The organism is Micromonospora sp. WMMD987, from assembly GCF_029581435.1.
In the GTDB taxonomy this organism is placed as follows: domain Bacteria; phylum Actinomycetota; class Actinomycetes; order Mycobacteriales; family Micromonosporaceae; genus Micromonospora; species Micromonospora rifamycinica.
The window spans coordinates 1,966,121-1,984,802 of the sequence record NZ_CP120861.1; the positions used below are offsets into that span (position 1 = coordinate 1,966,121).

At 73.1% G+C, this 18,682-nt stretch carries 16 protein-coding genes; all 16 read left to right on the top strand.

Features of this window, described 5'->3' with window-relative positions:
• Positions 1 to 50: 50 nt before the first annotated feature.
• Positions 51 to 737 (top strand): ribosome maturation factor RimP, encoded by a 687-nt coding sequence (gene rimP, locus O7612_RS08655; protein ID WP_282272067.1) that lies wholly within the window; start codon positions 51 to 53, stop codon positions 735 to 737.
• Positions 734 to 1,777, top strand: a complete 1,044-nt coding sequence (gene nusA, locus O7612_RS08660; protein WP_282272068.1) for a transcription termination factor NusA — start codon at positions 734 to 736, stop codon at positions 1,775 to 1,777. The genes rimP and nusA overlap by 4 nt, the downstream gene beginning before the upstream one ends.
• A 16-nt stretch (positions 1,778 to 1,793) precedes the next feature.
• A complete protein-coding gene (locus tag O7612_RS08665) occupies positions 1,794 to 2,126 on the top strand; it encodes a YlxR family protein (RefSeq protein WP_084261169.1) in 333 nt (110 codons plus the stop codon).
• Positions 2,127 to 2,219: 93 nt separating this feature from the next.
• The gene (gene infB / locus O7612_RS08670; RefSeq protein WP_282272071.1) at positions 2,220 to 5,225 is read left to right on the top strand and encodes a translation initiation factor IF-2; all 3,006 of its coding nucleotides are present in this window, start codon (positions 2,220 to 2,222) and stop codon (positions 5,223 to 5,225) included.
• 89 nt (positions 5,226 to 5,314) lie between these two features.
• Entirely contained in the window at positions 5,315 to 5,608 is a 294-nt protein-coding gene (locus O7612_RS08675; protein ID WP_282272074.1) for a DUF503 domain-containing protein, read from the top strand.
• Positions 5,609 to 6,064: 456 nt separating this feature from the next.
• The gene (gene rbfA / locus O7612_RS08680) at positions 6,065 to 6,544 is read left to right on the top strand and encodes a 30S ribosome-binding factor RbfA (protein ID WP_282272076.1); all 480 of its coding nucleotides are present in this window, start codon (positions 6,065 to 6,067) and stop codon (positions 6,542 to 6,544) included.
• Complete coding sequence (locus tag O7612_RS08685) at positions 6,541 to 7,641, top strand: bifunctional oligoribonuclease/PAP phosphatase NrnA (protein WP_282272077.1); 1,101 nt, start codon at positions 6,541 to 6,543, stop codon at positions 7,639 to 7,641. Before rbfA ends, O7612_RS08685 begins: the two co-directional genes overlap by 4 nt.
• Before the next feature lie 19 nt (positions 7,642 to 7,660).
• A complete protein-coding gene (locus O7612_RS08690; RefSeq protein ID WP_067315727.1) occupies positions 7,661 to 8,068 on the top strand; it encodes a hypothetical protein in 408 nt (135 codons plus the stop codon).
• Complete coding sequence (locus tag O7612_RS08695) at positions 8,068 to 8,277, top strand: DUF6186 family protein (protein ID WP_282273846.1); 210 nt, start codon at positions 8,068 to 8,070, stop codon at positions 8,275 to 8,277. The genes O7612_RS08690 and O7612_RS08695 overlap by 1 nt, the downstream gene beginning before the upstream one ends.
• Positions 8,278 to 9,788: 1,511 nt before the next feature.
• A complete protein-coding gene (locus tag O7612_RS08700) occupies positions 9,789 to 11,111 on the top strand; it encodes an MATE family efflux transporter (protein WP_282272081.1) in 1,323 nt (440 codons plus the stop codon).
• Between the two features lie 114 nt (positions 11,112 to 11,225).
• Positions 11,226 to 12,110: a tRNA pseudouridine(55) synthase TruB gene (gene truB, locus O7612_RS08705; protein WP_067302615.1), complete on the top strand. Its 885-nt coding sequence runs from the start codon at positions 11,226 to 11,228 to the stop codon at positions 12,108 to 12,110.
• Between the two features lie 139 nt (positions 12,111 to 12,249).
• Positions 12,250 to 13,176: a bifunctional riboflavin kinase/FAD synthetase gene (locus O7612_RS08710; protein WP_282272083.1), complete on the top strand. Its 927-nt coding sequence runs from the start codon at positions 12,250 to 12,252 to the stop codon at positions 13,174 to 13,176.
• 242 nt (positions 13,177 to 13,418) lie between these two features.
• Positions 13,419 to 13,688, top strand: coding sequence for a 30S ribosomal protein S15 (gene rpsO / locus O7612_RS08715; protein WP_043962418.1), 270 nt, complete (start codon positions 13,419 to 13,421; stop codon positions 13,686 to 13,688).
• Positions 13,689 to 13,911: 223 nt separating this feature from the next.
• On the top strand, positions 13,912 to 16,296 hold the full coding sequence (locus tag O7612_RS08720) for a polyribonucleotide nucleotidyltransferase (protein WP_282272085.1): 2,385 nt from the start codon (positions 13,912 to 13,914) through the stop codon (positions 16,294 to 16,296).
• Positions 16,297 to 16,519: 223 nt separating this feature from the next.
• Positions 16,520 to 17,806, top strand: coding sequence for a pitrilysin family protein (locus O7612_RS08725; RefSeq protein WP_282273847.1), 1,287 nt, complete (start codon positions 16,520 to 16,522; stop codon positions 17,804 to 17,806).
• Positions 17,807 to 17,907: 101 nt separating this feature from the next.
• A complete protein-coding gene (gene dapB, locus O7612_RS08730; protein WP_282272087.1) occupies positions 17,908 to 18,675 on the top strand; it encodes a 4-hydroxy-tetrahydrodipicolinate reductase in 768 nt (255 codons plus the stop codon).
• The last annotated feature ends 7 nt before the right edge of the window (positions 18,676 to 18,682 follow it).

An 18,682-nucleotide genomic window follows, 5' to 3' on the forward strand; every position in this document is an offset into this window, starting at 1 on the left:
ACCGGCGTGCCGTCCCGACGACCGCCGCTGACCAGCAGAAGGGTGCCCAGATGACGCAGCGTGGTCGTGCTACCAGGCCGGCGGCGCCGACGGGACGCTCCCGTCGCACCGACGGCCCCCGGGGCGGGGACCGTGCGGGCGCGTCCCGGGGCGACCTGGCCGCCCGCCGGGCCACGCTGACCGACGTGATCACACCGGTGGTCACCGGGGCGGGCTACCACCTGGAGGACGTCTCCGTCTCCCGGGCCGGCCGCCGGCACGTGGTGCGGGTGATCGTGGACGCCGACGGCGGGATCAACCTGGACGCCGTCGCGGACGTCTCCCGGCTGATCTCGGCGGCGCTGGACGCGGCCGAGGAGACCGGCGGGGACATCGTGGCGGGTGAGTACCAGCTGGAGGTCAGCTCCCCCGGGGTGGACCGTCCGTTGACGCTGCCCCGGCACTGGCGGCGCAACACCGGCCGGCTGGTCAAGGTGACCGTCCGGGTCGCGCGACCCGACGGGCAGCCGGCGGTGGACCGCCAGGTGACCGGCCGGGTGGTGACGGCCGACGACGAGCGCGTGGTGCTGGAGACCGATGCCGGCCAGGTCGAGCACCGTCACGCCGACCTCGGTCCCGGCCGGGTGCAGATCGAGTTCCACCGCCTCGACGAGATCGGCGAGGCGGACGGGGCCGGCGACGACACCGACGACGACCATGACGACGACGATGATGATGTGGAGGGCGAGGAGAGGTGAACATCGACCTCGCGGCGCTGCGCGCACTGGAGCGCGAGCGGGAGATCCCGTTCGACACGATCCTCGCGGCGATCGAGACCGCGTTGCTGACCGCCTACCGGCACACCGACGGCGCCGAGTCGCACGCCCGGGTGGAGATCGACCGTAGGACCGGGGCCGCCCTGGTCTACGCCCAGGAGCTGGACGACGACGGCAGCGTGGTGCGGGAGTGGGACGACACCCCGCACGACTTCGGCCGGATCGCGGCGATGACCGCCAAGCAGGTGATCCTCCAACGGCTGCGGGAGGCCACCGACGAGGTGCACTTCGGCGAGTACGTCGGCCGCGACGGCGACCTGGTCACCGGCGTGGTGCAGGCGCACGAGGCCCGCAGCGAGAAGGGCATCGTCAGCGTCGACCTCGGCAAGCTGGAGGGCGTGCTGCCGCAGTCCGAGCAGGTCCCCGGGGAGCGCTACCACCACGGCGAGCGGATCCGCTGCGTGGTGGTGCACGTGACCAAGGGGATGCGTGGCCCGCAGGTCACCCTCTCCCGGTCGCACCCGGCGCTGGTGAAGAAGCTCTTCGCGCTGGAGGTCCCGGAGATCGCCGACGGCACGGTCGAGATCGGGGCGATCGCGCGTGAGGCAGGTCACCGCACCAAGATCGCCGTGCGCTCCACCACCCCGGGCGTGAACGCCAAGGGGGCCTGCATCGGGCCGATGGGCCAGCGGGTCCGGGCCGTGATGAGCGAGCTGCACGGCGAGAAGATCGACATCATCGACTGGTCGGACGACCCGGCGGCCTTCGTCGGCAACGCGCTCTCCCCGGCCAAGGCGTTGCGGGTGGAGGTGGTCGACCTGGCCACCCGGACGGCCCGGGTGACCGTGCCGGACTTCCAGCTCTCCCTGGCCATCGGGCGGGAGGGGCAGAATGCCCGGCTTGCCGCCCGATTGACCGGTTGGCGGATCGACATTCGCTCCGACGCGGAGCAGGCGGGCAGCGGCGGCCGGGGTGCGGCCGAGGGCGTCCCGGAGCCGGGCAGAGCGATCTCGGGCGGCTAGGGGTAGACTTCTGCCAGTGGTACGACGCGCGCAACCGGAGCGCACCTGTGTGGGTTGCCGGAAACGCGCGCCGGCCAGCGAACTGCTGCGGATCGTCGCGGTCGGTGACGAGGATGGTCACAGTCTCCGGCCTGATCCGAGCCGCAGTCTGCCGGGTCGGGGAGCGAACCTGCACCCGGATCCGGCCTGCTTCGCGCTGGCGGTGCGGCGTCGCGCCTTCGGGCGGGCGCTGCGGCTCACCGGGGTTCCTGACCACGGTGCCGTCGCGGAGCACGTCGATGCGCCAACCACTACGTCCGGTCAACCCGACCGGGCGAGGGTCGCTAGCAAGGTAGGACGACCGACATGAGCACACGATGAAGTCCCTGAAATGACCAGGCTTCAAGTGCAGGAGTGAGGTCGCTGCGGGTGCTGCCCGCACGACCTCGGAGTGAGGAGTGCAGTGGCAGGTAAGGCCCGCGTACACGAGCTTGCGAAGGAGCTCGGGGTCGAGAGCAAGACAGTGCTCGCCAAGTTGAAGGAAATGGGCGAGTTCGTGAAGTCCGCGTCCAGCACCGTCGAGGCGCCCGTCGCCCGTCGGCTGCGTGGCGCATTCGTCGCGTCCGCCGGTGGTTCGTCGGCACCCGCCGCCCCGGCGGCGGCACCGACCCCGGCACCGACCCCGACCCCGCCCCAGACCCCGGGTGCCCCCCGGGTCTCGGCCCGACCGATGCCGCCCCGGCGGCCGGCCGCGCCGACCCCTGGACCGAGGCCCAAGGGCCCGGTCCCCGGCCCGCCGCAGCCGGTGACCCCGGTTGCCAAGCCGGCGAGCGCCCACGACATCGAGGTGGCGGCCGCCGAGGCGCGCGCCGCCGCGCTGAAGGCCGAGCAGGAGGCGGCGGTCAAGGCCGCCCAGGCCGCCCGCCAGCAGCAGCGGGAGAACGTCCGACGGGAGCCCCCGACCGAGGGTGGTCCCCGTCCGGGTCCGCGTCCCGGTCCGAACGCCGTGCCGCCGCGTCCGGGTACCCCGGCCGCCGGTCGTCCCGGCGGTGCCCCGGCGGGTCCGGGTGCCCGGCCCGGTGGTCGTCCGCCGGCGCGCGGCGCCGGTAACAACCCGTTCGGGATCCAGGGCGGTCAGCCCCAGCGGCCCCCGGCCGCCGGTGGCGGCGGTCCCCGGCCCGGCAATCCGGCCGGCATGCCGCCGCGCCCCAGCCCGGCCTCCATGCCGCCGCGTCCCAGCCCGGCCTCGATGCCGAGCCAGCGGCCCACCACCGGTCGCCCCGGCGGTCCCGGTGGCGGTCGTGGCGGTCCCGGCGGCGGCGCCGGTCGTCCCGGTGGCGGTGGCGGTGGCTTCCGCCCCGGTGGCGGTGGCGGTGGCGGTGGCTTCCGTGGTGGTCCCGGTGGCGGCGGTGGTGCCGGCGGCGGTGGCTACCGTGGTGGTCCCGGTGGCGGCGGTGGCGCTCCCGGCGGCGGGTTCCGTCCGGGTGCCCCGGCCGGTGGCGGTGGTCGTCCCGGTGGCGGTGGCCGTGGTCGTGGCGGTGGCGCCGCGGGTGCCTTCGGGCGTCCGGGCGGCCGGCCGACCCGTGGCCGCAAGTCCAAGAAGCAGCGCAGACAGGAGTTCGACAACCTGTCGGCCCCGACCATGTCCTCGGGTGCCCCCCGGGGCCAGGGTCAGGTCGTCCGGCTCTCCCGTGGCGCCTCGCTGTCGGACTTCGCCGACAAGATCAACGCCAACCCGGGTTCGCTGGTCCAGGAGATGTTCAACCTGGGCGAGATGGTCACCGCGACCCAGTCCTGCTCCGACGAGACCCTGCTGCTGCTGGGTGAGCACCTCGGTTTCGACGTGCAGATCGTCAGCCCGGAGGACGAGGACCGTGAGCTGCTCGCGCAGTTCAACATCGACCTCGACGCCGAGGTCGCGGCGGACCGCCTGGTCAGCCGGGCGCCGGTGGTGACCGTCATGGGTCACGTCGACCACGGTAAGACCAAGCTGCTCGACGCGATCCGCAAGGCGAACGTCGTGGCCGGCGAGGCGGGCGGCATCACCCAGCACATCGGCGCGTACCAGGTCCACGTCCCGCACGAGGGCGAGGACCGGGCGGTCACCTTCATCGACACCCCGGGTCACGAGGCGTTCACCGCCATGCGTGCCCGTGGTGCCCAGGTCACCGACGTCGTGGTGCTGGTGGTGGCGGCCGACGACGGTGTCATGCCGCAGACCATCGAGGCGCTCAACCACGCCAAGGCGGCCGACGTGCCGATCGTGGTGGCCGTCAACAAGGTCGACAAGCCGGAGGCCAACCCGGACAAGGTCCGCCAGCAGCTGACCGAGTACGGCCTGGTCGCCGAGGAGTACGGCGGCGACACCATGTTCGTCAACGTGGCGGCCAAGCCGGGCATCGGCATCGACGAGCTGCTGGACGCGGTCCTGCTGACCGCCGACGCGTCGCTGGAGCTGACCGCGGCGATCGACGGCCCGGCCCAGGGTGTGGCCATCGAGGCGCACCTGGACAAGGGTCGCGGTGCGGTGGCCACGGTGCTGGTGCAGAAGGGCACCCTGCGTGCCGGCGACTCCATCGTCGCCGGTGGGGCCCACGGTCGGGTCCGCGCCATGCTCGACGAGAACGGCAACCAGGTCACCGAGGCGGGTCCGGCCCGTCCGGTGCTGGTTCTCGGTCTGACCGCGGTGCCGGGTGCCGGTGACACCTTCCTCGCGGCGGCCGACGACCGTACGGTCCGGCAGATCGCCGAGCAGCGGCAGGCACGGCGGCGGGCGGCGTCCTTCGCCAACTCCCGTGGCCGGGCCACCCTCGAGACGCTCATGGAGCAGCTCAAGGAGGGCGAGAAGACCTCGCTCAACCTGGTGCTCAAGGGCGACGTCTCCGGTTCCGTGGAGGCCCTCGAGGACGCGCTGTTCAACCTCGACATCCCCGAGGAGGTCCAGCTCAGGATCATCCACCGGGGTGTGGGTGCGATCACCGAGAGCGACGTCATGCTCGCGAGCGCCTCGTCCGAGGCGGTCACGATCATCGGCTTCAACGTGCGGGCCGCCAACAAGGTCCGCGAGATCGCCGACCGCGAGGGCGTGGAGATCCGGTACTACACGGTCATCTACCAGGCCATCGAGGAGATCGACGCCGCGCTCAAGGGGCTGCTCAAGCCGGAGTACGAGGAGGTCGAGCTGGGCACCGCGGAGATCCGCGACGTCTTCCGCTCCTCCAAGATCGGCAACATCTCCGGTTGCATCGTCCGGTCCGGCATCATCCGTCGCAACGCCAAGGCGCGGCTGCTGCGGGACGGGGCGGTCGTGGCGGACAATCTCACGATCAGTTCGCTCAAGCGGTTCAAGGACGACGCGACGGAGGTCCGCGAAGGCTTCGAGTGTGGTCTGACCCTGGGTGGTTTCAACAACGTCCAGGTCGGCGACACCATCGAGACCTTCGAGATGCGGGAGAAGCCGCGCTCCTGATCCGGTGCTGACACGGTGCTCAAGGGGTTTACGCCGACCGGCGTAAACCCCTTGAGCATGTCCGGGATGGTTCCGTAACGTCCTGGGCGATGTATACCGGAACCGCACTCTTCGACCTGCTGCTGCCAGGCGACTCCCGATCGTTGAAGGCCAAGCGGTCGTACGTCCGCCCGATCGTGGCGGCGCTGCGCCGCTTCGAGGTGTCGGCCGCCGAGGTGGGCGCGCTCGACCTGCACGGCCGGGCCGAGATCGGGGTGGCCGTGGTGGCCGCCGAGGCCGCCCACGTCCGCGACGTGCTCGACTCCTGCGAACGCCTGATCGCCGCCCGCCCTGAGATCGACCTCCTCTCCGTCCGTCGCGACCTCCACACCCCGGAATCCTGACCCGCCCCCGGTCTCGCCCCCCGCCCCCGCCCTCGCCCTCGCCCTCGCCCTCGCCCTCGCCCTCGCCCTCGCCCTCGCCCTCGCCCTCGCCCTCGCCCTCGCCCTCGGCCTCGGCCCCGCCCTCGCCCTCGGCCTCGGCCCCGCCGCCTCGCCCAGCCGCCCAGCCTGCCCTAGGCCCCGTTTCGGTGATCAAGAGATTTGAGTCAGGATTCAGCGGGATGCTGACCTGAACCTCTTGATCACCGGGGCGGGGGAGGGGTGGCCGGGGCGGGTGGGGAGCGGGGTGGGGTTGAGCAGGCCGGGTGAGTGGGCGGGCGGGTGTGCCGGGTGGGGGAGCGGGGTGGGTGGGGTGGGTGGGGGTGGATCGCGGGTAGTGTTCGGGTGTTGGGTGGTTGGTTCGGTGGCGTTCGGCGTTGCCGCTCCGGCCGCGGGAGGAACGCCCTGGAGGTGGGGGACATGACTGATCCGGCCAAGGTTCGCCGGCACGCCGAGCGGATCCGGGAACTGGTCGCCTCGGTGGTGCGGAGCCAGATCAAGGACCCCCGGCTCGGGATGGTCACCATCACCGACGCCCGGATCACCGCCGACCTGCGCGACGCCACCGTCTTCTACACCGTGCTCGGTGACGCGACGGCCCAGGCGAGCACCGCCGCCGCGCTGGAGAGCGCCAAGGGGATGCTGCGCAGCACGGTCGGCAAGGCCCTCGGACTGCGCCACTCGCCCTCGCTGACCTTCGCCCTGGACGACGTACAGGACCAGGTCAAGCAGATCGACGACCTGCTCGCGCAGGCCCGTAACGCCGATGCCGAGGTGCAGCGGCTGGCCGCGCAGGCGAAGTACGCGGGCGACGCCCAGCCGTACCGGGTCGACGAGGACGACGACGACACGGACGACGACGCCGTCGATGCCGACCCGTCCGTGACGGACCGGCGGTGACCGCCGCCCCGGGCACGGCCGACGGGCTCCGCACCGGGTCGCCGTCCACCGGCCCCGGCGACGACGACTGGGCGGCCGCCGTCGCGGCGGTACGCGGCCTGCCGGCCGATGCCCGGGTGCTGCTGATCTGTCACGTCAATCCGGACGGTGACGCGCTGGGCAGCATGCTCGGCTTCGGGCTGGGCCTGCGTCGGCTCGGCGTACGCCGGTTGCAGGCCACCTTTCCGGGGCCGCCCGAGGTGCCGGAGCCGTTCCGCTGGCTGCCCGGGATCGACCTGCTGGTGCCGGCGGCCGAGGCGTACCCGGATCCGGATCTGGTGATCTGCTTCGACGCGGCGGCGGAGTCGCGTCTCGGTGACCTGGTGGACCGGCTCGACACCGCCGGCACGGCGGTGGTCCTCGACCACCACGCCTCGAACACCGGTTTCGGCACGGTGCGCCTGGTGGACCCGGGGGCGGCGGCCACCTCGGTCGTCGCCGCGCAACTCCTCGCCCGGCTCGACGTGCCGCTGGACGCGGAGATCGCGGCGGGCCTCTACGTCGCACTGACCACCGACACCGGTTCGTTCCGGTTCGCGGCGACCACGCCGGAGGTGCACCAGCTCGCGGCCCGGCTCCTCGCCACCGGCCTGCGCCCGGGTGACATCTCCCGCGAGGTCTTCGACACCCGGCCGTTCGGCGCGGTCCGTCTCTTCGGCGAGGTGCTGGGCCGGTCCCGGCTCGAACCGGAGGCCGCCGCCGGTCACGGTCTGGTCTGGACGCAGGCCACCCTCGACGACCTGACCCGGCACGACCAGCGACCGTACGTGTTGGAGTCGCTGATCGACTCGGTGCGGTGCACCGCCGAGGCGGACGTGGCGTGCGTGCTCAAGCAGGTCGGGCCGGACGAGTGGGCGGTGTCGATGCGCAGCAAGGGCGCGGTCGACGTCAGCGCGGTGGCGGTGGCTCTGGGTGGCGGGGGTCACCGCTTCGCCGCCGGGTTCACCGGACGTGGCGACGTCGAGCAGGTCGTCGCCCTCATCCGAGCCGAGCTGCCCGGTGCCCTGACGGGGGGCCGCGCCGATGCCGACGGGTGTCGGTCTTCCCGCACAGGGTGAGCCCGGGGAGAATCGGACGATGGAGCAGCCGCACGAGATCGCCCTGGAAGCCTCCCGTACCTGGGACAGGCCGGTGGTCACCGTGCCGGTGCTGGCCTGCATCTCCCTGGTCGGCGGGCAGTTTCCGTCGTTCTCCGCACAGGCCAACCTCTGGACGTTGAGCACCGGTGGCGCGCTGATCTGGCTCGGCCTGGGCAACCGGGTGCAGCGCCGCCCGGCGCCGCGCCGGCTGGGCCGGGGCGCCGTGTGGTGGCTGCTCCCGGCGGCGGTGTTCGGTGTCCTCGAGGGTGCCACGTTCGTGATGTCCGTCGGGGACGATTTCCCCACCTTCTCCCGGCTGGCCGACCCACTGTTGGAGGACGAGCTGGTCCGTTCGGCGGCCTGGTTCGCCTGGTTGGCCGCGTTCTGGGGGTTGGTCCGGCGATGATGCGTACCCTCGCCATCGGCGGGTTCCTCGCCTCGCTGGTGCTCTTCGCGGCGGTGGAGTGGGCCGCCCGCCGGGAGGGCTCCCGGATCCCGTCGCTGGGTGACGTCTGCGCCTACGTGATGCGGTACGAGGTCGGCCCGGTGCCGGTCGGCCGGATCGGGGTGTTCGGGTTCTGGTGGTGGCTGGGCTGGCATTTCCTGGCCCGCTGAGCGTCCACCACCCGCACCCGGACGGGCCGTCCCGCTGACCGTCGCCGCGTCGACGGGCCGTCCCGCTGACCGTCGCCGCGTCGCGGCTGCCGCCCCGGTGCCGTCGAGCCCCATCGCCGTCGCCTCCGTGTGCGGTCGAGCACCGGTGCCGATGCCGCTGGCCCGCCGTCGACGTGTCGAAGACTGGCGTGGGGTCGACACGTGCGGATTGCCTGCTCTCCTGCTCTGCCGACGGCGGCGGGCTGCGCGGGGTCGGTTCGGTCACCGGCGCGGTCGTCCTGACCGGTTCCTCCCATCCGGTCCAGATGGCGGGAAGAGTGGACAGCATGTGGAAAGTAAACGTTAACTTGGGAAAGGCCGACGTCGCGTCGCGACGCAGGTCGTGGGCGGTGGTGCCACACCCGGTGCCGCCTCCCTCCAGGGTCTGACCGACCCGGGCTCACGCTGCCAGGCGAGCCGTTCCGGTGATCCCGGGCCGCCCTCCCGGCGCTCAGCAGGACCGCCCGTAGGGCCACCTGTTCCGGTGACCCGCACCCTGGAAGGACACCGCCATGGCGACCAAGCCCAAGACCGAGACCACCGACGAGGCCCGCGAGCAGATGCGTCGCGCGTTGCAGACCTCGATGGACACCCGGCAGTGAACTGACCTACCGAGGGTGACGCTGACTCGTCGGCGTCACCGCAGGCCGCCGGCGGGTCTTCCTGCCGTCGGACGGCCCAGATCATGACGGCGACGCCTGTCCGGGGCCGGCACTCCTGCTCCGCCGCTCGCCGTCAGCGAATACTCGACCCCGAGGTCGACGGCCACCGCGCTGACCACACCACGCGGGCCGCCCCGGTGGTCCCGGGCGGTGTGACGATCCCCCTCGGGCACGCGGCAGCGCCTTCCGCCTCGGTGGCTCCGGCGGTGTGACGATCCCCTCCCGGAGCGCGCAGCAGTGTCCCGCCCCCGGCACGCGCCGTGGTGCCGACTGGTCGTCGGCAGTTCGGGCACCGAGCCGGTGGCGATGCCGGTGAGCCGGGTTCTCCGGCCGTCGGGTGGTGCGGGTACGCCGAGTCCCTCGGCCGTCGGATGTTGCGCCTCGGCCCTCGGCCGTCGGGTGCTGCGCCTCGGCCCGTTCGCGCGGTGGGCGTGGTCCGCCGCCCGTCACCTCGTCGGCCTCCGGGCTGGCCGGGTCTGGTGTGCGGGGCCCCGACAAGGGAGTACGGCCGACGGGTGTGCGACCGCCGTGTGGGCGGTGCCGCCGGGACCCCACCATTCGTTCCGCCCTTGCCGCCGGACTCCCACCATTCGCTCCGCCGTTGCTGCCATCGCCATCGCCATCGCCACCGCCATCGCCGCCGCCACCGCCGGGCGGCGGCGGTGTTCTCGTTCCCCTCAGGTGCTGCCTGTTGCCGGGAATTGCGCGACGACGAGCAGGAACGCCACCGGTCGGCTGTTTCGTCGAGCCGGACGCGTAAGGAATGACGGCTATTGTGATCCTTACCTGATCATGGCAGGATCGGTTCCGATGACCACCTCCGTCACCCCACCCGTCGTCGCCACGCCGCGCCGGATCGCCGCGCTGGCGCTGCCCGCCCTCGTGGTGCTCGCCGCCGAGCCGCTCTACGTCCTGGTCGACACCGCCGTGGCCGGGCACCTCGACCGGGTGGCGCTCGCCGCGCTGGCCGTCGGTGGCACGGTGCTGACCCTGATCGCCTGGCTGGGCACCGTGCTGGCGTACGGGATCACCGGGCGGGCGGCCCGCCGGTTCGGCTCGGGGGACCGGTCCGCCGCCGTGGCCGAGGGCGTGCAGGCCTCCTGGCTGGCCTTCGGCGTGGGGGTGCTGGTCGCGCTCGGCATGCAACTCGGCGCCGGCCCGCTGACCGACCTGCTCGCCGGGCCGGGAGACGTGGCCGACGCGGCCGAGCGGTGGCTGCGGGTCGCCGTGCTCGGTGCTCCCGGACTGCTGCTCGCCGCCGCCGGCAACGGCTGGCTGCGCGGCGTGCAGGACACCCGCCGGCCGCTGTGGTTCGTGCTCGGCCCGAACCTGCTCTCCGCGCTGCTCTGCCCGGTGCTGGTCTATCCCGTCGGCTGGGGGTTGACCGGTTCGGCGGTGGCCAACGCGTTCGCCCAGACCATCGCCGGCGGGCTGTTCGTCGCCGCGCTGGTCAGCGAGCGGGTGGCGCTGCGCCCCCGCCCGGCGATGCTCCGCCAGCAGCTCATGCTCAGCCGGGACCTGCTGGTCCGGGGCATCGCCTTCCAGGCCAGCTTCCTGTCCGCCACCGCCGTCGCGGCCCGGTTCGGCGCGGCGGCGGTCGGCGCGCACCAGATCGCCGTACAACTGTGGTTCCTCACCGCTCTGCTGCTCGACGCGCTGGCGATCGCCGGGCAGGCGCTGGTCGGCGCGGCGCTGGGGGCGGGCGATGCGGCCGGCGCCCGTGCCCTGGCCCGCCGCCTCGCGTTGCTCGGGGCCGCGTGCGGAGTGACGTTCGCGGTGCTCATCGCCGTCGGGGCCGGCGTCGTGCCCGGCCTGTTCAGCTCCGATGCCCGGGTACGCGAACAGGCCATGGTCGCCTGGCCCTGGCTGGTGGCGTTGCAACCGCTCGGCGGCGTGGTGTTCGCCCTCGACGGGGTGCTGATCGGCGCGGGCGACGTGCGTTACCTGCGCAACCTGACGATCGTCGCGGCGTTCGGCGGGTTCCTGCCGGCGATCTGGCTGACCTACGCGTTCAACCTGGGGCTGGGCGGCATCTGGGCCGGGCTGACCCTGTTCGTGCTGTTGCGGCTGGCCGCCCTGCTGTTGCGGCTGCGCTCCGGCGGCTGGGCGGTGGTCGGCGCCGTACGAGGCTGAGCAGGGCGGGAGCGGCCGTCGGGCACGGTGCCGTGGTGCGTGGCGGGTGTCGTGGTCGCGGGCGTCGCCGTGCGGTGACGGGGGCGGCCGGCCCGTCTGGCAGGCTTGGCGGTCGTGAACGGTGACGGTCTGATCGTGGTCGACAAGCCCGGCGGCATGACGTCGCACGACGTGGTGGCGCGGATCCGCCGGTTGGCCCGGACCCGCCGGGTCGGGCACGGCGGCACGCTCGACCCGATGGCCACCGGGGTCCTGGTGATCGGGGTGGGGCGGGCCACCCGGCTGCTGACGTACGTGATCGGGGCCGGCAAGAGCTACACCGCGACGGTCCGGCTCGGCCAGTCCACCGTCACCGACGACGCCGAGGGTGACGTGCTCACCAGCACGCCGGCCGGTGAGCTGACCGACGCCGCGATCCGGGCCGCGTTCGGGCCGCTGACCGGCGAGATCGACCAGGTGCCCAGCGCGGTCAGCGCCATCAAGATCAATGGTGAGCGGGCCTACAAGCGGGTCCGGGACGGGGAGAGCGTCGACCTACCCGCCCGCCGGGTCACCGTGCACCGGCTGGACGTGCTGGCCATCCGTCGGGACGCCCCGGACGTGGTCGACGTCGACATCGACGTCACCTGCTCGTCGGGGACGTACATCCGGGCGCTGGCCCGCGACGCCGGCCGGTCACTGGGCGTCGGCGGGCACCTCACCGCGCTGCGGCGGACCGCTGTGGGCAGTTTCACCCTCGCCGAGGCGGCCACCCTCGCCGCCCTGGAGGAGCGGGCGCCCGAGGTGGTCAACCTGCCCCTGGACACCGCCGCCGGCCGGTACTTCCCCCGCCGGGACGCCGGGGTCGACGAGGCGCGGGTGCTCTCGCACGGTGGCCCGCTCGACCCGGTGGGTATCGCCGGGCCGTACGCCGTCTTCGGACCGGACGGCGGCCTGATCGCTATCGTCAGCGAGCGGGACGGCCGGGCCCGGGCGGAGATCGTGCTCGCCCCGGCCTGACCGGTCGCCGACCAGCGCCGACGGCGGCGGGTGGGTCGGCGACGGACGGCACGGCGCGACGAGCGGGGACAGCGGGCGGGACGGCCCGGTGGTGGTGGGCACGGTGGGCCGGTCAGCGGCGGAGCAGGGGAGGAGCGGCATGCAGCGGTGGCGGGGGTACGAGGCGACGCCCGGTGGGTGGGGGCGGTCGGTCGTCACCATCGGCGTCTTCGACGGCGTGCACCGAGGGCACCAGGCGACCATCGGGCACGCCGTGGCCCGGGCCCGGGAGCTGGGCATCGGTTCGGTGGTGGTGACCTTCGACCCGCACCCCGTCGAGGTGGTCCGCCCCGGTTCGCACCCGGCCGTGCTCACCGAGCCCGCCCGCAAGGCCGAGCTGATCGAGGCGCTCGGGGTCGACGTGCTCTGTGTGGTGCCGTTCACCAAAGAGCTCTCGCTGCTCCCGCCCGAGGCGTTCGTGCACGACATCCTGGTCGAGCACCTGCACGCCGCGCTGGTGGTGGTGGGGGACAACTTCCGGTTCGGGCACCGGGCCGCCGGGAACGTCGAGCTGCTGGAACGGCTCGGCCGTACCTCCGGCTTCGAGGTGGAGCACGCCCCACTGGTCGCCGCCGCCGGGACGGTCTTCTCCTCGACGTACATCCGGTCCCGGGTCGAGGAGGGTGACGTGGCGGCGGCAGCGGCGGTGCTCGGCCGGCCGCACCGGCTCGAAGGGGTGGTGGTCCTCGGCGACCAGCGCGGCCGGGAACTGGGCTTCCCCACCGCCAACCTGCGCTGCCCGCCGCACGCGGCGGTGCCCGCCGACGGGGTCTACGCCGGTTGGCTGGTGCGCGGGGGGACCGAGCGGCTTCCGGCGGCCATCTCGGTCGGCACCAACCCGACGTTCGCCGGTCGGGAGCGCCGGGTCGAGGCGCACGTCCTGGACTTCTCCGGCGACCTGTACGGCGAGTACGTCGCCCTGGACTTCGCCGCCCACCTACGCGGCCAGATCCGGTACGACGCGATCGAGCCGCTGCTCGTCCAGATGGCCGAGGACGTCGAGCGGACCCGCCGGGCGGTCGCCTGACCCGCCGGGCGGTCGGCGGGCCGGCGGGCTCGGCGGCCTCGTCCGGATCCGCCGTCGGGGCCGGCGCGTGGGCCTTGACCGGGCGGTTCGGCGACGGGCTGGTAAGGTGGCGGTGACGTCGGATGACCGACGCGGGGCCTCGCGTGCCTGCACGACGCCGCGGGTGCGAGGTTCGTTCGTCCCCGGTCCACTCGGATCCGTACGACGGACATCAGTTGTCAACCCACCGAAACAGGGAGAACATGGCGCTCGACCAGGAAGCCAAGGCCAAGATCCGCGCGGAGTACGCGACCGCCGAGGGCGACACCGGTTCGCCGGAGGTGCAGGTCGCGGTCCTCACCAAGCGGATCGCGGAGCTGACCGAGCACCTGAAGGTGCACAAGCACGACCACCACAGCCGCCGTGGGCTGCTGCTGCTGGTCGGTCGGCGTCGCCGGCTGCTCAACTACGTCCAGAAGAAGGACATCAACCGCTACCGGTCGCTGATCGAGCGGCTCGGCCTGCGTCGATGACGTGACGGGGGAGTGGCCACCGGGTCGCTCCCCCGTTCCGCGCACCACCAGAAGAAGAGGGCCGCGCGACCACCCGACAGGGAGCCGGTCAGCGTACCGGTCTCCGGTAGTGGCCCCCGGGCAACCCGGCATCATGCCGTCCACCCGGGCGCTTCGATCGAAGACCGGCCGTCTGAGCAGCTCCGGTGTCGTGGGCCCACGACGCGAAGGAGTACCACCGCACATGACCGAGACCAACCTCGGCACCGAATCCCGTACCGCCGTGATCGACAACGGGTCGTTCGGCACCCGTGAGATCACCTTCTCCACCGGCCGGCTGGCCCGGCAGGCCGCCGGCTCCGTCGTCGCCCAGCTCGGCGAGACGGTCGTCCTCTCCGCCACCACCGCCGGTAAGCACCCGAAGGAGCAGTTCGACTTCTTCCCGCTGACCGTCGACGTCGAGGAGCGGATGTACGCCGCGGGCCGGATCCCCGGCTCGTTCTTCCGCCGCGAGGGCCGGCCCAGCGAGGACGCCATCCTCACCTGCCGGCTGATCGACCGGCCGCTGCGCCCGTCGTTCGTCAAGGGCCTGCGCAACGAGGTCCAGGTCGTCGAGACCGTCCTCGCGCTCGACCCGCAGCACCCGTACGACGTGGTCGCGATCAACGCGGCCTCGATGTCGACCAAGCTGTCCGGCCTGCCGTTCTCCGGCCCGATCGGGGCGACCCGGGTGGCCCACGTCGACGGCCAGTGGGTGGCCTTCCCGACCCTGGAGGAGCTGGCCCGCGCCACCTTCGACATGGTGGTGGCCGGCCGCGCGCTCGACGACGGCGACGTCGCGATCATGATGGTCGAGGCCGAGGCGACGCCGAACGCCGTCGCCCTGATCGCGGGCGGAGCGACCGCCCCGACCGAGGAGATCGTCGCCAGCGGCCTGGAGGCCGCCAAGCCGGCGATCCGCGAGCTGTGCCGGGCGCAGAGCGAGCTGGCCGAGGTCGCCGCCAAGCCGGTCACCGAGTTCCCGGTCTTCCTCGATTATCAGGACGACGCCTACCAGGCGGTGGCCGACCTGGTCCGCGCCGAGGTGGCCGAGGCGCTCCAGATCGCCGGCAAGGCCGACCGCGAGGAGGCCCTGGACCGGATCAAGGCCAAGGTCGCCGAGGAGCTGGGCGGCCGGTTCGAGGGCCGGGAGAAGGAGCTGTCCGCCGCCTTCCGGTCGCTGACCAAGTCCGAGGTCCGCAACCGGGTGCTGCGCGAGCAGGTCCGTATCGACGGCCGGGGTCCGCGTGACATCCGGGCGCTGACCGCCGAGGTCGGCGTGCTGCCCCGGGTGCACGGTTCCGCGCTGTTCGAGCGGGGCGAGACGCAGATCCTCGGGGTCACCACGCTGAACATGCTGCGCATGGAGCAGATGGTGGACACCCTCTCGCCGGAGAACCGCAAGCGCTACATGCACAACTACAACTTCCCGCCGTACTCGACCGGTGAGACCGGCCGGGTCGGCTCGCCGAAGCGGCGGGAGATCGGCCACGGCGCGCTGGCCGAGCGGGCGTTGCTGCCGGTGCTGCCGACGCGCGAGGAGTTCCCGTACGCGATCCGGCAGGTCTCCGAGGCCCTCGGCTCCAACGGCTCGACCTCGATGGGTTCGGTCTGCGCCTCGACGCTGGCGCTGCTGTCGGCCGGTGTGCCGCTCAAGGCGCCGGTGGCCGGCATCGCGATGGGCCTCATCTCCGACGAGGTGGACGGCAAGACCCAGTACGTGACGCTGACCGACATCCTCGGCGCCGAGGACGCGTTCGGTGACATGGACTTCAAGGTCGCCGGCACGCCGGAGTTCGTCACCGCGCTCCAGCTCGACACCAAGCTCAACGGCATCCCGTCCGACGTGCTCGCCGCCGCGCTCCAGCAGGCGAACGAGGCCCGGCAGACCATCCTCGGCGTGATGCAGGCGGCGATCGAGGCGCCGGCCGAGATGTCGGACTACGCGCCGCGGGTCACCACCGTCAAGATCCCGGTGGACAAGATCGGTATGGTGATCGGCCCGAAGGGGCAGACCATCAACGCCATCCAGGACGAGACCGGCGCCGAGATCTCCATCGAGGACGACGGCACGATCTACGTCGGCGCGACCAACGGCCCGTCGGCGCAGGCCGCCGTGGACCGGATCAACGGGATCGCCAACCCGACCCTGCCCAAGGCCGGCGAGCGGTTCCTCGGCACGGTGGTCAAGACCGCCGCGTTCGGGGCGTTCATCTCGCTGCTGCCCGGCCGGGACGGCCTGCTGCACATCTCCAAGGTGGGCGACGGCAAGCGGGTCGAGCGGGTCGAGGACTTCCTCAACGTCGGTGACAAGGTCGAGGTGGAGATCGCGGACATCGACGCCCGTGGCAAGATCTACCTGGACAAGGTCCGTCCGGAGGGCGCCGAGGCGCCGGCCGCCGGTGAGGCCGGCGAGGCCGCCGGTGGGGACCGTCCGGCCGGCCGCGGTGGCGACCGGGGTCCGCGGGACCGTGGTGACCGGGGCGGTGACCGGGGTGGTCGTGCCCCGGAGCGCGGCGAGCGCGGCCCGGGTGGCGGCGAGGGTGGCGACGGCGGCGAGCGTCCGCGTCGGCGTACCCGGCACAGCTGAGCAGTGACCGGCCGGGTGACGACGTCGTCGTCGCCCGGCCGGTGCGTTTCCCTCCCACCCCTCGTCTCCCTCCCACCCCTCGTCGCACGGAGAGCAGGTTTGCGTGAGCCGTTCGCCGTTCCCCCCGGCTCGACGGCCGGTGACCCCGCCCGGTGCCGTCCGGCACGCCACCGCCGGGCAGGCCGGTCGCGCCGGCACGGCGTCCCGGGCGGTCACCCGCACGATCAGTGACGACCCGTTGGGTGGGACCGTGCGGCGTACCGTCCTGCCGAGCGGCCTGCGGGTGCTCACCGAGGCGATCCCGACGATGCGCAGTGTCTCGTTCGGCATCTGGGTCGCCGTCGGTTCGCGGGACGAGACCGGCCCGCAGGCGGGTGCCGCGCACTTCCTGGAACACCTGCTCTTCAAGGGCACCCACAAGCGCACCGCGTTGGAGATCTCCTCGGAGATCGAGGCGGTGGGTGGTGAGACCAACGCCTTCACCACCAAGGAGTACACCTGCTACTACGCCCGCGTGCTGGACGAGGACCTGCCGCTGGCGATCGACGTGATGTGCGACGCGGTCGCCGACTCGCTGCTGGAGCCGGCCGACGTGGAGACCGAGCGCGGGGTCATCCTCGAAGAGATCGCCATGCACGACGACGAGCCCGGCGACGAGGTGCACGACCTGTTCGCCCGCGCCGTCTACGGTGGTCACCCCCTCGGCCGGTTGATCTCCGGCACCGAGGAGACGGTCACCCCGATGACCCGCCGGCAGATCCAGGGCTTCTACCGTCGCCGCTACACCGCGCCGCAGATCGTCGTCGCCGCCGCCGGCAACCTCGACCACGCCGCCGTGGTCCGGCTGGTCCGCCGGGCGCTGCACGGCACCCCGCTGGACACCGCCCCGGCCGAGCCGGGCACGCCCCGGCCGACCACCCCGACGGTACGCACGAAGCCGGCCACCGTCCTGGTCGAGCCGAAGGAGACCGAGCAGGCGCACGTCATCCTCGGCTGCCCCGGCATCGACCGGGTCGACGACCGGCGGTTCGCCCTCGGGGTGCTCAACAACGTCCTCGGCGGCGGGATGTCCAGCCGGCTGTTCCAGGAGATCCGCGAACGCCGTGGCCTGGCCTACTCGGTCTACTCCTACGCCAGCCAGTACGCCGACAGCGGCCTGTTCGCCGTCTACGCCGGCTGCGCGCCGGGCAAGGTCGACGAGGTGCTCCAGCTCACCCGCGCCGAGCTGGCCCGGGTGGCCGCCGACGGGCTCACCGGGGCGGAGGTGGCCCGGGGCAAGGGGATGAGCAAGGGCTCGTTCGTGCTGGGCCTGGAGGACACCGGATCCCGGATGAGCCGGCTGGCCAAGGGCGAGTTGCTCTACGGCGACCTGACGCCGGTCGACGAGCTGCTGGCCCGGGTCGACGCGGTGACCGTGGCCGACGTGAACACCCTGGCCGCCGAGCTGCTGAGCCGGCCGATGTCGCTGGCGGTGGTCGGCCCGTTCGGGGAGCGCGACTTCGTCGGCTGAGCCCATTGCGGCCGGGTCGGCTGAGCCCGCTGCCGGCGGCGGGTGTGGGACGGTGGTGGTCCGGCGGTGGGCCGCGTCCCGATTGGGATAGGTTGTGCCCCGTGACTGAGGAGCAGACGAAGGGCCGGGACGGGTCGATCCGGGTGGGTGTGCTGGGTGCCCGGGGCCGGATGGGCGCCGAGGTGTGCCGGGCCGTCGAGGGGGCCGACGACCTGGACCTGGTGGCCGCCGTCGACCAGGACGAAGACCTGTCCGCCGTCTCCGCCGCCGAGGTGGTCGTCGACTTCACCACCCCGGACGCCGTGATGGACAATCTGCGCTGGTGCGTCGACCGGGGCGTGCACGCCGTGGTCGGCACCAGCGGCTTCACCGGGCAGCGGCTCGACCAGGTGCGCGGCTGGCTGGCCGACCGGTCCGACGTCGGGGTGGTGATCGCACCGAACTTCGGCATCGGCGCGGTGCTGATGATGCAGTTCGCGGCCCGCGCGGCCCGGCACTTCGAGTCCGTGGAGATCATCGAGCAGCACCACCCGCGCAAGCTCGACGCGCCGAGCGGCACCGCCACCCACACCGCCCGGCTGGTCGCCCAGGCCCGTGCCGACGCCGGTCTCGGCCCGGCCCCCGACGCCACGAGGGACGAGGTGCCCGGCGCGCGGGGCGCCGACGTCGAGGGGGTACGCGTGCACGCGGTCCGCGCCACCGGCCTGCTCGCCCACCAGGAGGTGCTGTTCGGCACCCTGGGCGAGACGCTGACCATCCGGCACGACTCGTACGACCGGGTGTCGTTCATGCCGGGGGTGCTGCTGGCGGTGCGGTCGGTGCGGCAGCGACCGGGCCTGACCATCGGCCTGGACGCCCTGCTCGACTAGGCCACCG